We start from the raw sequence: 17,900 nt of genomic DNA on the forward strand, positions 1-17,900 counted from the left end.
AGAAATTTCACAAGGCTTTTTGGTCAAACCAAATTATACTAAAAATATTAAAATTGCGCTACCTCAGTAGAATCTTTCATTGCTGTAGTGGAAGATCTATTGTTAGTAACGGTATTTTGAACCGCGTCAAAGTAAGTTGTACCTACAAATCCTTGGTGTTTTACTGCTTTAAAACCATCTTTTTGCAAAGCAAATTCTCTTTCTTGTAATTCAGAATAACCTGCCATTCCTCTTTCTTTATACGCTTTAGACAATTCAAACATACTTGTATTTAAAGCATGGAAGCCTGCTAAAGTGATAAATTGGAATTTATAACCCATTGCCGCTAAATCCTCTCTAAAAGTTTCCATTTCAGCAACGGTTAATTTTGCTGCCCAGTTGAAGGAAGGCGAACAGTTATAAGCCAACATTTTTCCTGGATATTTGGCATGAATTGCATCTGCAAATTGTTTCGCATATTTTAAATCAGGATTACTCGTTTCCATCCAAATTAAATCTGCATAAGGAGCATAACTCAACCCTCTATCAATCCCTTGTTCAATACCTGCATTCACATAGAAGAAACCTTCACTTGTTTTTTCTCCTGTAATAAATTTAGCATCTCTTGGATCAATATCACTCGTTAAAAGATTGGCAGCATCAGCATCTGTTCTTGCTACGATTAAAGCGGGAACACCCATAACATCTGTTGCTAAACGAGCAGCAATCAGTTTATTAATTGCTTCTTGTGTAGGTACTAATACTTTTCCACCTAAGTGACCACACTTTTTAGCAGAACTCAATTGATCTTCAAAATGAACTCCAGCTGCACCAGACTCAATCATCGATTTCATCAATTCAAAAGCATTTAGATTTCCTCCAAAACCAGCTTCTGCATCAGCCACAATTGGTACTAAATAATCTTTTCTATCTTTTTCTGGCACCTGATTTACCACTTGAATTTGATCGGCTCTTAACAAAGCATTATTAATTCTTTTTACAACAAGAGGTACGCTGTTTGCTGGATACAAAGATTGATCAGGATACATTTCACCAGCTACATTTGCATCAGCAGCTACTTGCCAACCACTTAAATAAATCGCTTCTAAACCTGCTTCTACTTCTTGAATCGCTTGATTACCCGTTAAAGCACCTAAACCTGCCACATAATCTTGTGCATTTAATTTTTTCCAAAGTTTCTCAGCTCCTAATTTTGAGATACTATGTTCAATTGTATAAGAACCTTGTAATTTAACTACTTCTTCGGCAGTGTAAGGACGTTCTATTCCTTTCCATCTTTCATTGGTTAACCAATCTGTAACTAATTCCTGAATTCTTGTTTCTACTGTTTTCATTGTGTTTTATAAATAAAAAGTTGTGTTAAATGTATTTGTATCCTGTTAGGGTTAGAAAATCGATGAAGGTATAATTCACTACCAAAATATCTAAGAGTTGTTCGGCCAACTTATACTGGTATTTTTCATGATTCTCATCACCTACTTGGTTTCTAATCTTTTCGTATTCTTCCATGGCAATTTTATCATAATATTTCTCCGTTAAGACTTTGCCATTATCTAAGGTTACGCCATTGCGAAGCCATTGCCATAATTGCGAACGGGATATTTCTGCAGTTGCTGCATCTTCCATTAAATGATTTAAAGCAGCAGCGCCTTGACCATTCAACCAAGAAGCCATGTATAAAACCGAAATATTGATGTTTTTACGAACACCAACTTCTGTAATCGTTCCTTGTGGAACTTCTAACAAATCGGCTTCTGAAATCGAAAGTTCATTTCGTTTTATGTGAATTTGATTTTTAGTAGGCATATTTTCATTGAAGACTTTCATCGCAACAGGCACTAAATCAGGATGTGCGACCCAAGTACCGTCATGTCCATTTTTTACTTCACGTTCCTTATCGGCTTTCACTTTGTCAAATGCTATTTTATTTGCTGCCTCATCATTTTTAATAGGTATTTGAGCTGCCATTCCACCTATTGCGTGAATATTTCTTTTGTGACATCTTTGAATAACCAATTCAGAATACGCTTTCATAAAAGGACTCGTCATGGTTACTTGATCACGGTCTGGCACTAAGAATTTATCATTATTTCTAAACTTCTTGATATATGAAAAAATATAATCCCAACGACCACAATTTAAACCTACGATATGATTTCTTAATTCATAAATAATTTCATCCAGTTGAAAACTAGCGGTAATCGTCTCCACTAAAACGGTAGCTTTTAAAGTTCCCTTTTTAATATCTAGATATTCCTCCGTAAATTCAAAAATGGTATTCCACCATCTCGCTTCCAAGTAATGCTCCAATTTGGGTAAATAGAAATAAGGAGCGGTATTATTTTCTTTTAACTGTTTGTGGTTATGAAAAACGTACAATCCAAAATCAACCAAAGCACCTGAAGCTTCTTCATTATTAATTAAGATATGTTTTTCATTTAAATGAATGCCACGAGGTCTTACTAATAAAACCGCAGTATTTTCATTTAACTTATATTCTTTATTTTTTGCTTCGTCAAATAAATAAATCGTTTTTGCAACAGCATCTTTTAAGTTTTGTTGTCCATTCATAAGGTTCTCCCAAGTTGGTGAAGTACTATCTTCAAAATCTGCCATAAACGTTTTGGCACCAGAATTTAATGCATTGATTACCATTTTACGATCTACTGGACCTGTAATTTCAACTCTTCTATCTAATAAATCCTCTGGAGTTGTTCCCGCAAACCAATCTTTTTCACGAATATCTTGTGTTTCTTTTGGAAAACAAGGCAACTCTCCTTCATCAAACTTTTGTTGTTGTACTTTTCTTTTTTCAAGTAATTCCAATCGTTGTTTATTGAACACTTCATGCAATTCTGTTAAAAAAAGAATCGCTTCTTCAGTTAAAATAGCAGGAAATTTTGCGGTAGCTTCTGGAGCTAATTCAAATGCTTTTGCTGTTGTTTCTAATTGATTTTCCATGACTTATTGTTTTTGTTGGTACAATATTATAAAAAAGTTTTTTACAAAACAAGCGAACGTACGCTAAAATGTAAAAAAATTATTTTTTTGTGATTTTAAATAATAGCGTATCTTTGAAATTATGAATTTAGAAAGAGATTATATCAAACTTATTTTTGGCTTAAAACTAAAGCAAGCAAGGACCAACAAAGACTTGTCGTTATTTGGCTTAGCCAAAATAACAGGACTCTCCAAGTCGTATTTAAATGAAATTGAAAAAGGGAAAAAATACCCAAAGACAGATAAGATTATTCTATTATCCGAAAAATTAGATGTTTCTTACGACAACATGGTGTCTTTGAAATTGGATAATAATTTAGCACCCATTGGTGAAATTTTAAATTCAGGAATTCTAAAAGAAATCCCTTTAGATATCTTTGGTATTGAAGAAAGTGATTTAATTGATATCATTGCTAATGCTCCTGCTAAAGTAAATGCTTTTATTAGTACCATTATTGAAATTGCTCAACATTATAATTTATCTAGAGAAAGTTTTTTCTTAGCTTCCTTACGTTCCTACCAAGAAGCACAAAACAACTACTTTGAAGATTTAGAACAAAAAGTTTTAGATTTTGCCAAAGCCTTTCACATTGATTTAGACGCAGAAATAGCTTTAGAGGAATTACAATCCATCTTAATTGAAGAATACAACTACAAAATTGAAGTCTTAACTTTTAAAGAGCAAAATGAACTAGGAGATTTGCGTTCTATATTTGTTGCTAAAAGCAAAACCCTACTTATTGCAACTGATGTAGACGATTCACAAAAAGCATTTATTTTCGCCAAGGAAATCGCCTATAATTTTTTACAAATTGAAGAGCGATTGTACACTTTTAGTTGGATTAAGTTTGAAAATTTTGATCAGGTATTAAATAATTTCTACGCTTCTTATTTTGCAGGTGCCTTGCTTTTGCCTAGAAAAAAAATGATTGAAAAATTAAATGTTTTTGTAGCCAAAGAAGATCCAAAACCACAAGAATTTGTTCAATTAATTACTGATTTCAAAGTTTCTCCAGAATCTTTTTACCAAAGGTTAACCAATTTATTACCCAAAGATTTTCAGTTAAAAAACTTATTCTTTTTACGCATGTCGCATAAAATTGGTAGCGACAATTATAAAATCAAAAAAGAATTACACATTACCAATCAACAAGAACCTCACGCTAATGAAATGAACGAACATTATTGCAGAAGATGGGTTTCTGTTCGAACCATGGTAGAGTCTTTGAAACAAAATAAAACACATTTTTTTGATGCTCAAATCTCTTGTTATGAAAACAGTAAAAATGAATATTTAGTTTTTTCTTCTGCCACTCCAGACCCCTTTAAAAAAGACCATATCAGAAGTATTTCTGTCGGTATTCTCATCACACCTACGCTTAAGAAAAAATTTAAATTTATTGACAATGAATCCATTACCAAACAAATCGTGGGTGTTACTTGTGAAACATGTGCAGTTAAAGATTGTTCTGTAAGAGCGGCCGCTCCTATTCAGTTGGAACAAAAAATACGCAACGAAAACACAGCTTTAATCGTGAACAAATACATAGAGAAATACAGTTAAAAAACATTATTCTACCCATTTATAATATCTTGCTCCAATTAAATTAGGATTTTCTTTTTCAATCAAATCAATAACCCATTCCTTTTTTTGAGGACAAACACTGCTTTTCAATTCTTTTTTATGTAATTTTTCATAGGTTGTAAAATCTATTTTGTGACTTTTTTCTAAAGTTTCAAAAAGCTGTGTTTTTTCTAAAGCAGTTCTCCAATCATTTTGAATAACTCCTTCAAAGACTTTCGATTTCGAACCACTTCCATAGGCTAAAAAACCAAAAATACTTCCTTCTATTGGAGTATCATTCCTATAAAAATGAGACAAAGTTGACAATAATCCCATAAAAATAGATCCTGTATACAAATTACCTATTAAAGAAGAAGCTATTTCCGCAGGTTGCAATTTTTCAGTAACAAAATTTTGATACGCTTCTGATTTTCCTATTTCTTTTAATTTGTTTTGGTAATCTAAAGACTGTACATCCACTTCAATTTCCTTGGAATCCAAAGCATAAATTTCTGACAACATTCTTCTACCCTGAAAAGAATAAGGTAGATGCATCACAATACTAGACCAAGTATTATAAATTGTTTCTTCTGAATTTTTCAACTTTTTAAATAAAGAATAGGCTTCTCTGGTTCTATCCATATAACATTGATTCGAATATTGACCATCAAAAACGGGTTGGTCTTTATGTATTTCAATTTCAGCCTCTAAATTAGAAAACCAATCTTCATTACTATCATTTCCAGTAATGGATGATTTAGGAATACTTCGATAGGGTTTAAAAAAATCGAAAACTCCTTTTGTACTGGTTGCCCAATGATTTTCAAAAGCAATAATACTAGGGTTTGAAGTAATCAACATTGCTAAAGCGCCAGCTCCTTGTGTATATTCACCCGTTGAATTTAAATCGTATTTTGCAATATCTGAAGTAATTACAATCGCTTTCTTCTCTGGATGTAAACGTATAAAATCCATACAGTTTTGCATCGCATCTACACCACCAATACAGGCAAACGTAAAATCTACTGCATCACAATGAGAAAGGCATCCTTGACCAAACTTTTGCTCCATTAAAGCCACTAAAAAAGAAGCGATCGGTTTAGAATTATCTATACTACTTTCTGTACCCACATAAATTCTTGAAATTTCATTTAAATTAATATTGTGTTCCAAAATCAATTTCGTTAGTGCATTGGCACCAAAAACAACCGTATCTTGATGTACGTCTGGAAAAGTCATTTTTAACAACCCTAATCCTTTTTCTAATTTAGCAGCTTCAATGCCTCTTGCTTCGGCTAGTTCATGTATGGGTAAATGAAGCTTGGCTACATCAAAAGACATAGCATCAATTCCAACTTTCATAGTATCTCTTTTTTAAGAGGTTAAAATTACAATTATGAACTAAATAAAACCTTCCCTTGAAACTAGAAAATAGCATTTTGAATGATTTTTATGAATTTTAAAAAATTAAATCTATTTCACTTTAAAATCCATAATTCTACAACGTTTTATATTGAAAAAAATTCAATAGTATTAATTTGGATTTTTAACACAATTAAGCCAGTTTGTTAATAATAAAATACTACATTTACACGTTTTAACCTAAGAGTATTTTTTACTCATTAAAGCAATAATTAGTAACCCATTAGAACAAAAATGAAGAAATATTTACCGATATTTATTTTAGCATTAGGGATTAGTTTCTTTTCCTGTTCTGACAAGGATGATAATTTAGTAAATGAAGAACCTCAATTAATTATAAAGTTTGCTTTTGATGAAAATCAAATCCGATTAGACAATTTAGGCCAACCTTCAAGTATTCCAGCGAATCATGCAGCACAAACACCAATATTTAATACCATTAGTGCTCACTATTTTGAATTAACTCCAAATGCATTTACTCAATTAGGCGACGGAACCGTTTTATTTCACGCTGCAGAAACAGTTTCTGGTGGAGACCTAGCTATCGATTTTTCTCAATCAAAAATTGTCTCTGAAGGAGAGACATTTTTATCAATACCTTTAAGAGAAGTCAATCAAGGAAGCTATCAATATGTTAGAGTTTCCTTATCATATCAAAATTATGATATAAACATATTAAATAATGGCAATAACTTCAACGCTACTTTAGAAAGTTTTGTAGGATACAATACTTACATCACTTCTCATCATATTGGTAACAACATCTTCAATATTAATGACAATCGTCTCCAAGGTTATTGGGCTTTAGGATTACACAATTACCCTTATGCAACTTCTGGACAAGCTCCTCAAGGAGCAACTACAGTTCCAAATCCTATTGCAACTACTTCAGCAATTCCACAAGGATCTTGTGTTGTTACTGGTAAATTCACAAATAATCTAGTAATTACAGGAAACGAAACGAAAGACATCATTATTACACTTTCATTATCCACAAACAATAGCTTTGAGTGGGAAGAAGTAAATCTTGACGGAAAATACGAGCCTACAGCGGGAGAGAACGTAATCGATATGGGAATTAGAGGATTACAACCTACTTACACAAGATAATCAAACCCACAACTGTCTGATTATCAAAAACAAACAAACATATTTTAAATTCATTATAAATTACCACTAAAAGGTTGTGGTTATATTTTTTATGCAGTATTTTTGTTTGATTTTTAAAACTAGAACAATCAAATAAAATTATGGCAAAATCAGCACTTTTAAAGTCATCTATTGCTAAGAAATACTGGATGGCTCTTACAGGTTTATTTTTATGCTTGTTTTTAGCTGGTCACTTAGCTGGAAATCTTCAGCTTTTAGTACCCAATAATGCTTTAAAATTTAATCAGTATGCATTATTCATGACCACTAATCCAGCAGTAAAAATACTTTCTTATTTAACTTACATTTCTATTCTTTTTCATGCAATTGATGGTTTTTTATTAACGTATCAAAATGCAAAAGCAAGACCTATAGGATATGCGAAATCAAATCCTTCAGCAAACAGTAGTTTTTCTTCAAGAAATATGGCTGTTTTAGGAACGATAGTTTTAGTTTTCATTGTAACACACATGACTAATTTTTGGGCAAAAATGCATTATGATGAAAACATGCCTTTAATGACTCAATCTATTGAAGCTCAACCAGGTTTAAAACAGGAATATTATGTTGGCACACAAACTGGTCAGTTTTATCAAACAGAGCAAGTTGAAGTAGGTGTTCACACTGAAGAACATAACCATGCTCCAAAACAATTTAAACTCTTAAACAGAACGGAATTATACCATGCACAAGCCAATGTAAAAGTTGCAGATTTATATAAAGATTTATATAAAATTACAATTGCTTTCTTTCGAGACGTTAAATATGGTTTATATTTCACTATAGGATATGTATTAGCAATGTTTGCTTTAGGATTCCATTTATGGCATGGTTTCCAAAGTGCTTTTCAATCTTTAGGATTAAACAGTCCTAAATATACACCTTCCATCAAGTTTATTGGGAAAGCTTTTGCTGTAATTGTTCCATTATTGTTTGCAATTATCCCATTGTATATTCATTTTACTAAATAATCAACATCAGATATCATATGAAGTTAGATTCTAAAATACCAGAAGGACCATTAAACAAAAAATGGACTGATTATAAAGATCATTTAAAATTAGTAGCTCCTAATAATAGACCAAAACTAGACATTATTGTTGTAGGAACAGGTTTAGCAGGTGCTTCAGCAGCTGCTTCTCTAGGAGAAATGGGATATAATGTAAAAGCATTTTGCTTTCAAGATTCTCCACGTAGAGCGCATTCAATTGCAGCTCAAGGAGGTATCAATGCTGCAAAAAACTATCAAAATGATGGCGATAGTATTTACCGTCTATTTTATGACACTATTAAAGGAGGAGATTACAGAGCGCGTGAAGCAAACGTACATCGTCTAGCAGAAGTTTCAGGAAATATTATTGATCAATGTGTAGCACAAGGAGTTCCATTTGCACGCGATTATGGTGGAATGTTAGACAATCGTTCTTTTGGTGGTGTGCAAGTACAACGTACTTTTTATGCCGCAGGACAAACAGGTCAACAATTATTATTAGGTGCTTATTCAGCTTTATCAAGACAGATTGGTTTAGGACGTGTAAAAATGTACAACCGCCATGAAATGCTAGATTTAGTAAAAGTTGATGGTAAAGCACGAGGAATTATTGCTCGTAACTTAATTACTGGAGAAATAGAAAGACATGCTGCTCATGCTGTAGTTATTGCTTCTGGTGGATATGGAAATGTATATTTCTTATCTACTAATGCAATGGGTAGTAATGTAAGTGCTGGATGGAAAATTCACAAAAAAGGAGCAGCATTCGCAAATCCTTGTTATGTTCAAATTCACCCAACCTGTATTCCTGTTCATGGAACCAATCAATCTAAGTTAACGTTAATGTCTGAATCATTACGTAACTCTGGTCGTATTTGGGTACCAAAGAAAAAAGAAGATGCAGAAGCCATTCGTGCAGGCAAATTAAAACCAACACAAATTGCTGAAGAAGATAGAGATTATTACTTAGAAAGAAGATATCCCGCTTTTGGTAACTTAGTACCTCGTGACGTTGCTTCACGTGCCGCAAAAGAGCGTTGTGATGAAGGTTTTGGAATTGAAGCTAATGACACAAACGAAGGTGTTTATTTAGATTTTTCTTCTGAAATAAAAAACAAGGGAAAAGAAGTAGCTTATGCCCAAGGAAATCACAATCCATCAGAAGAAGAAATTATTAAATTAGGAAAGAAATGGATTGAAGAAAAATATGGAAACTTATTTGAAATGTATGAAAAAATCACAGATGAGAATCCATATGAAACACCTATGAAAATTTATCCTGCCGTTCACTATACTATGGGTGGTGTATGGGTAGATTACAATTTACAATCTTCTATTCCAGGTTGTTTCGTCGCTGGAGAGGCTAACTTTTCAGACCATGGAGCAAATAGATTAGGTGCATCAGCATTAATGCAAGGTTTAGCAGATGGTTATTTTGTTCTTCCTTATACTGTTTCAAATTATTTAGCTGACGAAATTAGAACCGGTAAAATCTCAACAGATGCTCCTGAATTTGCTGAAGCTGAAAAACAAGTTAAAGACAGCATTCATATGTTCTTAAATAATAACGGAACAAAATCGGTAGATCATTTCCATAAAAAATTAGGACATGTAATGTGGAATAAAGTGGGTATGGCTAGAAATGCACAAGGTTTAAAAGAAGCAATAGAAGAAATTGGTCAAATTCGCGATGAATTTTACAAAGATGTTTATGTGCCTGGGAATGCAGACGAACTTAATCCTGAACTAGAAAAAGCATTACGTGTTGCAGATTTCTTAGAACTAGGTCAATTAATGGCAATGGATGCATTACAAAGAAATGAATCTTGTGGAGGACACTTTAGAGAAGAATACCAAGATGCTGAAGGAGAAACCTTACGTGATGATGAAAACTTTTCGTTTGTAAGTGCTTGGGAATATAAAGGTCAAGACACAACAAAAGCGGAATTACACAAAGAAGATTTGAAATACGAATTCATTAAAATTGCTGCTAGAAACTATAAATAAGATATTATGAGTACAGCTAAAAATATAAATATAAACCTTAAAATTTGGCGTCAAAAAAACGCTAAAGAAAAAGGAGGTATTGTAGATTACAAATTAAACAATGTATCTACGGCTAGTTCGTTTTTAGAAATGTTAGATCAATTAAACGAACAATTAATAAACGAGAAACAAGAACCCGTTGCTTTTGACCACGATTGTAGAGAAGGAATTTGCGGGATGTGTTCTTTATACATTAACGGAAGAGCACATGGTCCAGAAACTGGAACGACAACGTGCCAATTACACATGAGAAAATTTAAAGACGGTGATACAATTTACATTGAACCTTTTAGAAGTAAAGCTTTTCCTGTTGTAAAAGACTTAGTAGTTGACAGAAGCTCTTTTGATAGAATTCAACAAGCTGGAGGGTTTGTTTCTGTTAACACTTCTGGTAACACCATAGATGCTAATGCAACTCCTGTGCCTAAAGATGATGCCGACAAAGCATTTATGGCAGCAGCTTGTATTGGTTGTGGTGCTTGTGTTGCAACTTGTAAAAACGGCTCAGCAATGCTTTTTGTAGGCGCAAAAGTATCTCAATATGCTTTGTTACCACAAGGAAAAGTAGAAGCCGCACAACGCGTTCAAAACATGGTTAGACAAATGGATGAAGAAGGTTTTGGAAACTGTACTAATACAGGAGCATGCGAAATAGAATGCCCAAAAGGTATTTCTCTTGAAAACATTGCTCGTATGAACAGAGAGTTTTTAAAAGCCAATCTTTAAAATATATTTATTCATGAAAAACAAAAAGCGCATCTAAATAATTTAGATGCGCTTTTTGTTTAGGTTTATCTTATAAAAATTAATTAATGGTATATTTTAATCTAAAACTTAAACAACTCATTTTTGAATCACTATAATTATTTTGAGTATTAGTATAATTTAAATAATTAATAGACACATCATACTTTTTATTAAAACTATAACCTGCAGAAACCGTAAAATTGCTTTTTATTTTTTTTGCATCTGGGTTGTATTCAAAATAGGAATCTCTAAAAGTTGGAGTATTTTTTTTATCGTTTAAAAGAAAATCATAAGCAATATCAATATGTATTTTAGAACTAGTATTAAGATAAAAATAATACCTAAGACCAACTGGTACATCAATTAAAAGAAAATTACTTAATTCTATATCTTTAAAATAAGAGTTTCTATTTCTATATTCCAAATTTTCAAAAGAGTTTCCTTTTACCCAATTTAAATTCGGGTTAATAAAAAAAGCCCATTTGTTTCTATTAATTGGCAACAATGCTTCAACTTCAAATCCAATAACAGGACTAAGACTTGTTCCAAAATCTATCTCAACACTTTTAATACTAGATGGGATAACAACACCCTGTTGAGCAGAAGGGACAAAAGTTGTTGTACTAGGCTTATACAACATAATATCATTCCTTTTATTTGTAAAACCAATTCCAACAAAAGGACTAAAATTAATTTTGATTTTTCTTTTGTAGGCATTATAATTTATATATGTTGAATTTTGATTTTTATTGTATTCTATAAAATAATTAATTAAATCGTTTTTAATATACTTTAACGTACGTATGTTTATAGAATTTCCTTCATAATTTAAATTATCAAAAATTTGTTTCCTAAAAGTATAATCTTCTACTGTTTTGTTCTCAAAATTCTTACTCTTTTTATACAAAAGCTGTTTTACATCTCCAGAATTATTAATTTCATAAAAAAAAGCATATCCTTTATATTGAAATAAATTAACATGTCCTTCTACTAAAACGTTAAGAAAAGAGGTAATAGTTTTTGTGTTTACATTATTACTATCATCATTTTCATTAATGGAGAAAGTATATTTTTTATAATAATGATTAGTATTGTAGATTTTAAACCCATTTATATCTTCAACATTTGCCTTTTTTATTTTAGCGGTATCAGATTCCCTGTATTCAATTTCCAGCGGCAGACCTGTCCAGTCATTATTTTTTATCAAACATTCTATTTCTTGATTATTTTTAATAATGTAGCCTTTTTGAAATTGAACCTGAGCCGAAAGATTAGTAAAAAAAAACAGAAAAAAACAAACAGTAGCGGTAAATTTCATATTCAAGATTAAGTTATATTTATGCTGCAATTTTACAGAATATATTTATTAAAAAAAAAATATTTTACTCAAATAATTGTGACAAAATCTCAATTGATTTTATTTTCTTACTATATCCAATATTGAACATATAATATTCAATTAATACATTTAGAAGCGACCTTCTTTGGGATGCCGAAAATATTTTTTCAGTAGTCGTAAACTTCAATTCCATTAATTTCTTAAAAAGTATCGTTTCTTCTTTAGTTAAAGTATGAGAAGATGGTGTTTCGGAAAAAACACCTTCATCAATATTAAAGAAAATATTATTAGCTTCGTTTTTTTGAGGATAAAACCCAAGGTATTTTGTCAATTGCAATAACAAAATCAAATGAAAATTAAATATTTGGTTATGTGAGTCAAACCACTGTAAAGCACTTTCTAAATACTCAAATAAAAATTCATTTTTACCCTCTTCTTTTATACTATTATGCAACATTTCTGATAAAAATAAAGCAATAGCAGTTTTAACAACATCTAAATATATAGTATGATAGAGATAATGAATTTTAACCTCTTTTATTCGTTGTAATTGCTTTTTAGTATTGTGATAAGCCTCAATTTCAATTTGATTCAATGGCTGAAAAAACACATTCTTTTGTTTATTCTGCTTCCCCGTAAAAGCGTTATGAATAAAATAAGTTTGCATGCCATCTGTTTTAGTTAAACATTTAACAATCAGACTTTTTTCATTAAATTTTACAGAAGAAATAACAATTGCTTTCGTTTTGATTAACATTACCTAATAACCATTATTTTTTTTACTGTAGAATCTAAACCATCCTGTGAGGCAACAAAAACCATATATACTCCTGAAGCAACTTTATAATTATTAAATGCCGAAGTATCCCACTCTATTGTTCCTCCTTCAGAAGTGGTTTCAAAAACTAAATTACCTTCAATATCAGTAATTTTAACATTTGCTTTATCCGTTAAACCAGCTATTTTAACTGTTCCAACAAAATCTGGTCTTACTGGATTAGGATAAACATAAACATTTGTTAAATCATCACTTGCTTTTGTAGAGGTACCAAGAAAAGAAACCAACCCTTTGTCTGTTGCGAAAAACACTTCACCAGTAACCTCATCAATTTCTATGTCATTAACATTATTACTAGGTAAGGGTGAATTATTTTTTGTAAATCTATAAATTATTTTCTGACCATTTGAAGAAACCAAAAACACACCTCCATCTGCAATAGAAACCCATTTTCTATTAGCTCCATCTACTTTTATATCCAAAATAGATTGCTGATAAAACAATTCTTGTGCTAGATCTCCTTCCTGAATAATAATTGCATCAGTAGATAATTCTGTTTCCGCTAAAAATCGATCTACACTAGAAAGTATTCTCAATCCTTTTTCAGTACCAATCCATAATTGATTTCTAGTATCAACAGCAACACAATTTACCACACGAGTAGGCAAATTCCCGTTATCAAAATTAATTACAATAAATTTATTGTTTAATTGTTCGTTAAAAGCTATAATTCCTTCATTAAAAGCCGGAATCCACTTGGTGCTATTTTTATCTATCGCCATTGGTCCATATCTTCCTATGGAATAGTCGGCTATTATTCCATTTAAACTATACGATTGCCATTGCCCATTAGCTCTTAAAACTTTAATTGCTTTTTCAACAAAAGCATTAGTAACCCATAAATTGTTATTTTTATCAAAAGTTGGACTATTAATTCTGATGTCTACATATGAAGGATTTGGCGGAGACAAAATTAATGATTCCAAACCATTATTACCAGTATTCGTATTGTTTAACAAAGTTATGTCTGTTCCCTCCATCTTTAACAAACCCGAAAAATAAGAGCTAAAATAAACTTGATTGTTATTTGGATTTATCACTAAATCACAAATAGATTTTGCTTCGGACAAATCTTCATATGGAATGTCTTCCCAACCTGAGTTTTTTGAAAATTTACTAATTGGTAATTCATCTAAAGGGTAAGGATTATAAGATCTTGTGTAATCCCCATATACTGTCCATAATAAATCTCTTCCTTTCTTTACTCTAAAAATATAATTTCTGTAAGGCCCATTAGGCGAAATATTTTCAAAAACAAAAGGATTATTCAAAGAAGTCACAAAAACACCGTTTTTTTCTGTTCCAATGTAAATATTATTATTCATGACCGTAGCAGCACTAAACAAAACGTCAAAATCAGGAATAGTTGTAATATGAGCAATTTGATTAAATTGGTTATCTAAAACATAAACATGGTTAGAAGTTGTTACAATAAGTTCATTCCCACTCGTTTTTATTTTTTTTCCAAATTGATTCTGACTTAATACTGGCTGAAAAGAAGTAGTATACCTATAGGTATTATTATCAGTATTCATAGCTACAAGTTGATTATTAAATGTAACTATCCCTGACCAATAACCCATGTCAAAAGTTTGCCATTGATTAAAATCATAAAGAAAAGGATTAGATAAATTAGCTTTTCTAATACCTAATGTTCTAGTAACGGCATAAATTTCATTATTTAACACTGTGGTTTGAAGCACTTCAACCTCTTCTCCTGAAGTCCCTATAAAATAAGTAGAGATAAACTCTGTCGATGCTAAATCTAAAACAGAAATACCATAATCAGTAGCGATATATAATTTACCTTCATATTCATAAAAATCATTAATTTTCTTTTTATTTGGAGCTACAGGCACTTCATCAATGATATCTACTTTGGTAATTACAGTACCATCTTCATTTACAATTAAAAGCAAGCCATCTTTATTTCCTGCAATTTTTTTATTAAATTCATCCGAATAATGTATTGCAGTAATCGTTGTGGGTTTAAATCCATTTATTGAATTTAAAATAGTAACATCCTGCTGAGTGGTGTTTTTAGAAAAGATACAATTTTCTGTTGCTGCAAAAATTATTTCAGATGAAGCTTCTAAATCAACAATTTCATTATAAGAAAAATACCCTTTCCATAAAAGATTATTTTGTGCAGAAATGATTTGGCTAATCAATATAAAGAAAAGAAAAAGTCTTAATTTCATTATCATAGTTTTTACAAATATAATATAAACGTTGAAAATAAAATTTAGGTATGTAACGAAATAAAAAAGGCTTACAAATTTGTAAGCCTTTTTAGTTTTATATTTAAATACTATTAAACTACACCTTGTCCTAACATGGCATCTGCAACTTTTACGAAACCAGCAATATTAGCACCTTTAACATAATCAACATATCCATCAGCATCTTTACCGTATTTCACACAAGATTCGTGAATATTTGACATAATTCCTTTTAATCTTTCATCAACTTCTTCTCTAGTCCATGATAAACGTAGCGAGTTTTGAGACATTTCTAAACCAGATGTAGCCACACCACCTGCGTTAGACGCTTTTCCTGGTGCAAATAAAATTTTTGCTGCTTGGAATACCTCAATTGCTTCTGGTGTTGAAGGCATGTTTGCCCCCTCAGCCACACAAATACATCCATTTTTAACTAATTCATTAGCTTCTTCACCGCTTAACTCGTTTTGAGTTGCACATGGTAAAGCAATATCACATTTTACTTCCCAAGGACGTTTTCCTGCTACGAATTTCGCATTAGGGTATTTTGATAAATAATCGCTAATTCTACCGTAATTTACGTTTTTAATTTCCATAATGAATGCTAATTTTTCAGCATCAATTCCAGCTTCATCATAAATATATCCAGAAGAATCAGAAGCGGTAACTACTTTTCCTCCTAATTGAGTTGCTTTTTCAATAGCATACTGAGCCACGTTTCCAGAACCAGAAACAACAACAGTTTTACCAGAAAAACTTTCACCTTTAGTAGCTAACATGCTTTGAGCAAAATACACATCTCCATAACCTGTTGCCTCAGGACGAATTAATGATCCACCAAAAGTAATTCCTTTACCAGTTAATACTCCTGTAAATTCATTTCTTAATTTTTTATATTGACCAAACATGTAACCTACTTCTCTTCCTCCTACACCAATATCTCCAGCAGGAACATCAGTATCTGCTCCAATGTGTCTGGAAAGCTCTGTCATGAAAGCTTGACAAAAACGCATTATTTCAACATCTGATTTCCCTTTAGGGTCAAAATCAGAACCTCCTTTACCACCACCCATTGGCAATGTCGTTAAAGAGTTTTTAAATACTTGTTCAAAAGCTAAAAACTTTAAAATACTTAAGTTAACTGAAGGGTGAAAACGCAACCCTCCTTTATATGGACCGATAGCCGAATTCATTTGTATTCTATATCCTCTATTAACTTGTGTTTTACCAGCATCGTCAATCCATGCTACTCTGAACATTACTACTCTTTCTGGCTCAACCATTCTCTCCAAAAGCATTTTGCCTTGGTATTTTTTATTTTCTTCTATAAAAGGAATAACAGTTTCTGCTACTTCTTTAACAGCCTGCATAAATTCTGGCTCGTTTGGGTTTCTTTTAGCTACAGCTTCAATAAAAGATGACACACTTTCAATCATGATTTTTGGGTTTAATTTGTAAAAAGTTTTACTTGCGTTTTTATTTTATGAAAACGTTTTCGTAACTGCGGTGCAAATATACATTATATTAAATCATGTCGAGTTGAAATTGACAAAAAAAACATCCAAAAATCAGTTTTTTAAGAAAATTTTATCTAAAAAAAAGAAAAAAATTTTTACCTGTGTATAGTTTTTATATATTTGTCTATAAATGTAATTCTTTTAAGATGCCTAAGATAATAAGAAACCTACTGTTTTTAACTGTTTTAATCCCTTTTTATGGAAACGCTCAGTTAGGATTTTCTCACGAAATAGGGGCTTTCGTGGGTGGTGTTGCTTTTCAATCTGATTTTGGAGTAAGACATGATTTTGATACAAACAAAGGAAATACTGGATTTGCTTTAGGTATTGTACACTATTTAAATTTTGCCTACAGAGCAGAATGTAGCTGCTATTCTCCAGACACCTATTTTAACGATCATTTTAAGCTTCGCTCAGAATTATCTTACAACAGTACCAAATTAGAACATTTTGGTGAATGGGCTGAAAAAAACTCAATTTACGGAAATCAATTAAAAGCGATGAAAGGTGAAGCAAAAGTAACCGACATCGGTATGCAATTAGAATATTATCCTTGGAGTATTAGACAATTTACTTCTGAAAGAAATGGTGCATGGGCTCCATTTGTAGGATTAGGTGCTCATTTTTCTTTTTTTAGAAATGATACTTATTCAGAATTAGGTCCATTGGGAACACCTGCTACTACTTATCCTGATTATTTACCAGATGGTTATTCTTCTGAAGGAGGTAATACCTTTTCTATTGTATCTAGTGTTGGTACAAGATACAAACTAACAGAATTATCAGATTTATTTGTAGAATTAAGATGGCAATATTACTTCTCTGATTGGGTAGATGGTTTAAGAAAAAACCCAGACTTATACAAAGAAAATAAATCAAACGATTGGAACCTTTGGCTAAATTTTGGTTATATCTACTATTTAGATTAAAAATAATAAATATTATATACAAAAAAGCCCAGACTTAAAGTTTGGGCTTTTTTTGTTTTTGTGTCCCGTCCTGAAATAAGTTGACACAAAATCGACTTATTATGAATAGACTAGCAAACAAAGAAGAAAAGCGCAC

The 17,900-nt window shown here is 31.5% G+C and carries 13 protein-coding genes; 6 read left to right on the forward strand and 7 right to left on the reverse strand.

Annotated features, from left to right (window positions below; translation table 11 throughout):
- Positions 1-47: 47 nt before the first annotated feature.
- Together aceA and aceB are read right to left on the reverse strand one after the other, a co-directional pair.
- Entirely contained in the window at positions 48-1,334 is a 1,287-nt protein-coding gene (aceA, locus tag CX675_RS16595; RefSeq protein WP_130736368.1) for an isocitrate lyase, read from the reverse strand.
- Between the two features lie 25 nt (positions 1,335-1,359).
- The gene (aceB, locus tag CX675_RS16600; RefSeq protein ID WP_130736369.1) at positions 1,360-2,961 is read right to left on the reverse strand and encodes a malate synthase A; all 1,602 of its coding nucleotides are present in this window, start codon (positions 2,959-2,961) and stop codon (positions 1,360-1,362) included.
- A gap of 121 nt (positions 2,962-3,082) precedes the next feature.
- Here aceB and CX675_RS16605 point away from each other — a divergent pair, with 121 nt between their 5' ends.
- Positions 3,083-4,564, forward strand: coding sequence for a helix-turn-helix domain-containing protein (locus tag CX675_RS16605; protein WP_130736370.1), 1,482 nt, complete (start codon positions 3,083-3,085; stop codon positions 4,562-4,564).
- A 6-nt stretch (positions 4,565-4,570) separates the two neighbouring features.
- Here the strand turns inward: CX675_RS16605 and CX675_RS16610 are convergent, their stop codons facing one another.
- Positions 4,571-5,926, reverse strand: coding sequence for a hydroxymethylglutaryl-CoA synthase family protein (locus tag CX675_RS16610; protein WP_130736371.1), 1,356 nt, complete (start codon positions 5,924-5,926; stop codon positions 4,571-4,573).
- Between the two features lie 294 nt (positions 5,927-6,220).
- Between CX675_RS16610 and CX675_RS16615 the strand changes: the two genes are divergently transcribed.
- The 4 genes from CX675_RS16615 to CX675_RS16630 all read left to right on the forward strand — a co-directional run bounded on the left by CX675_RS16615 (position 6,221) and on the right by CX675_RS16630 (position 10,898).
- Positions 6,221-7,096, forward strand: coding sequence for a hypothetical protein (locus CX675_RS16615; RefSeq protein ID WP_130736372.1), 876 nt, complete (start codon positions 6,221-6,223; stop codon positions 7,094-7,096).
- A 140-nt stretch (positions 7,097-7,236) separates the two neighbouring features.
- Positions 7,237-8,106 carry a succinate dehydrogenase cytochrome b subunit gene (locus CX675_RS16620; protein ID WP_130736373.1) on the forward strand — a complete coding sequence of 290 codons (870 nt, stop codon included), beginning with the start codon at positions 7,237-7,239 and terminating at the stop codon, positions 8,104-8,106.
- Positions 8,107-8,123: 17 nt separating this feature from the next.
- Entirely contained in the window at positions 8,124-10,133 is a 2,010-nt protein-coding gene (locus CX675_RS16625) for a fumarate reductase/succinate dehydrogenase flavoprotein subunit (protein ID WP_130736374.1), read from the forward strand.
- A 6-nt stretch (positions 10,134-10,139) separates the two neighbouring features.
- Positions 10,140-10,898 carry a succinate dehydrogenase/fumarate reductase iron-sulfur subunit gene (locus CX675_RS16630; RefSeq protein ID WP_130736375.1) on the forward strand — a complete coding sequence of 253 codons (759 nt, stop codon included), beginning with the start codon at positions 10,140-10,142 and terminating at the stop codon, positions 10,896-10,898.
- Between the two features lie 79 nt (positions 10,899-10,977).
- On the opposite strand, the gene CX675_RS16635 is transcribed toward CX675_RS16630, so the two are convergent.
- From CX675_RS16635 to gdhA, 4 genes are all read right to left on the reverse strand, one after another.
- Positions 10,978-12,237, reverse strand: coding sequence for a hypothetical protein (locus CX675_RS16635; RefSeq protein ID WP_130736376.1), 1,260 nt, complete (start codon positions 12,235-12,237; stop codon positions 10,978-10,980).
- Between the two features lie 64 nt (positions 12,238-12,301).
- The gene (recO, locus tag CX675_RS16640) at positions 12,302-13,015 is read right to left on the reverse strand and encodes a DNA repair protein RecO (RefSeq protein WP_130736377.1); all 714 of its coding nucleotides are present in this window, start codon (positions 13,013-13,015) and stop codon (positions 12,302-12,304) included.
- Positions 13,015-15,297 carry a two-component regulator propeller domain-containing protein gene (locus CX675_RS16645; RefSeq protein ID WP_130736378.1) on the reverse strand — a complete coding sequence of 761 codons (2,283 nt, stop codon included), beginning with the start codon at positions 15,295-15,297 and terminating at the stop codon, positions 13,015-13,017. Before CX675_RS16645 ends, recO begins: the two co-directional genes overlap by 1 nt.
- A 113-nt stretch (positions 15,298-15,410) precedes the next feature.
- Entirely contained in the window at positions 15,411-16,754 is a 1,344-nt protein-coding gene (gdhA, locus tag CX675_RS16650; protein ID WP_130736379.1) for an NADP-specific glutamate dehydrogenase, read from the reverse strand.
- A 227-nt stretch (positions 16,755-16,981) separates the two neighbouring features.
- On the opposite strand from gdhA, the gene CX675_RS16655 reads away from it, so the two are divergent.
- A complete protein-coding gene (locus tag CX675_RS16655; protein WP_130736380.1) occupies positions 16,982-17,764 on the forward strand; it encodes a glutamate dehydrogenase in 783 nt (260 codons plus the stop codon).
- The last annotated feature ends 136 nt before the right edge of the window (positions 17,765-17,900 follow it).

Origin of the sequence: Flavobacterium sp. J27, assembly GCF_004303025.1 — a bacterium.
Lineage (GTDB): Bacteria > Bacteroidota > Bacteroidia > Flavobacteriales > Flavobacteriaceae > Flavobacterium.